We start from the raw sequence: 276 nt of genomic DNA, 5'->3' as shown, positions 1-276 counted from the left end.
ATATAGGTGGTTATCCGCTGCAATTGTCCGCGCAGCGCGCCGCTTTCGATCCGCAACTGAAGAGCCTGTTTATCGCCGATGCGCACTTCGGCAAGGATGCAGTGTTTCGCGCGCATGGCGTGCCAGTGCCGGCCGGCGCGACGGCGGACGATCTCGCGCGGCTCGATGCGCTGATCGCTGCGCACGCACCCGAGTCGATCGTGTTTCTCGGCGATCTGCTGCATGGGCGCGAATCGCTCGGCAGCGCGACGATGCACGCGCTCGGTGAATGGCGCG

1 pseudogene is annotated in these 276 nt (G+C 65.2%); it reads left to right on the top strand.

What is annotated here, in order from left to right:
- Positions 1–2 precede the first annotated feature (2 nt).
- A pseudogene (locus tag SB771_RS34280) lies at positions 3–276 on the top strand (phosphoesterase); the annotation flags it as partial.

Source organism: Burkholderia sp. SIMBA_051 (assembly GCF_046534915.1).
Taxonomy (GTDB): Bacteria; Pseudomonadota; Gammaproteobacteria; order Burkholderiales; family Burkholderiaceae; genus Burkholderia; species Burkholderia ambifaria.
Note: the sequence above shows the minus strand (reverse complement) of the source record. Positions and strands in the feature narration are given on the sequence as shown.